At 66.8% G+C, this 271-nt stretch carries 1 protein-coding gene; it reads right to left on the minus strand.

Annotation, left to right across the window (positions count from 1 at the left end; translation table 11 throughout):
- Positions 1–271: gamma carbonic anhydrase family protein (locus tag SB658_RS24110; RefSeq protein WP_410602875.1), on the minus strand; the 271-nt coding region annotated here is incomplete at both ends.

Raw genomic sequence — 271 nt, forward strand, 5'->3', positions numbered from 1 at the left:
GGTCCTTGGCCGGAACACCCGCGGCGAGATGACGGTCGTCGATGCGCTGCCCTTCCAATAGCAGCCCGCCTGCGGCGACGAAGGCGCCAGCGCCGACCACGGAATGGCTGAGCAACTTCGCCCCCATCCCGATCAGGCTTCCATCCCCCACGGTTGCGCCGTGGATGAGGGCGAGGTGACCCACACCGACGTTATCGCCGATGATTGCAGGCGCGCCTTCGTCGGTGTGCACCACCACGTTGTCCTGCAGGTTGCTGCCCGCACCAAGCTC

The organism is Bacillus sp. SIMBA_008, from assembly GCF_046535495.1.
GTDB lineage: Bacteria > Bacillota > Bacilli > Bacillales > Bacillaceae > Bacillus > Bacillus subtilis.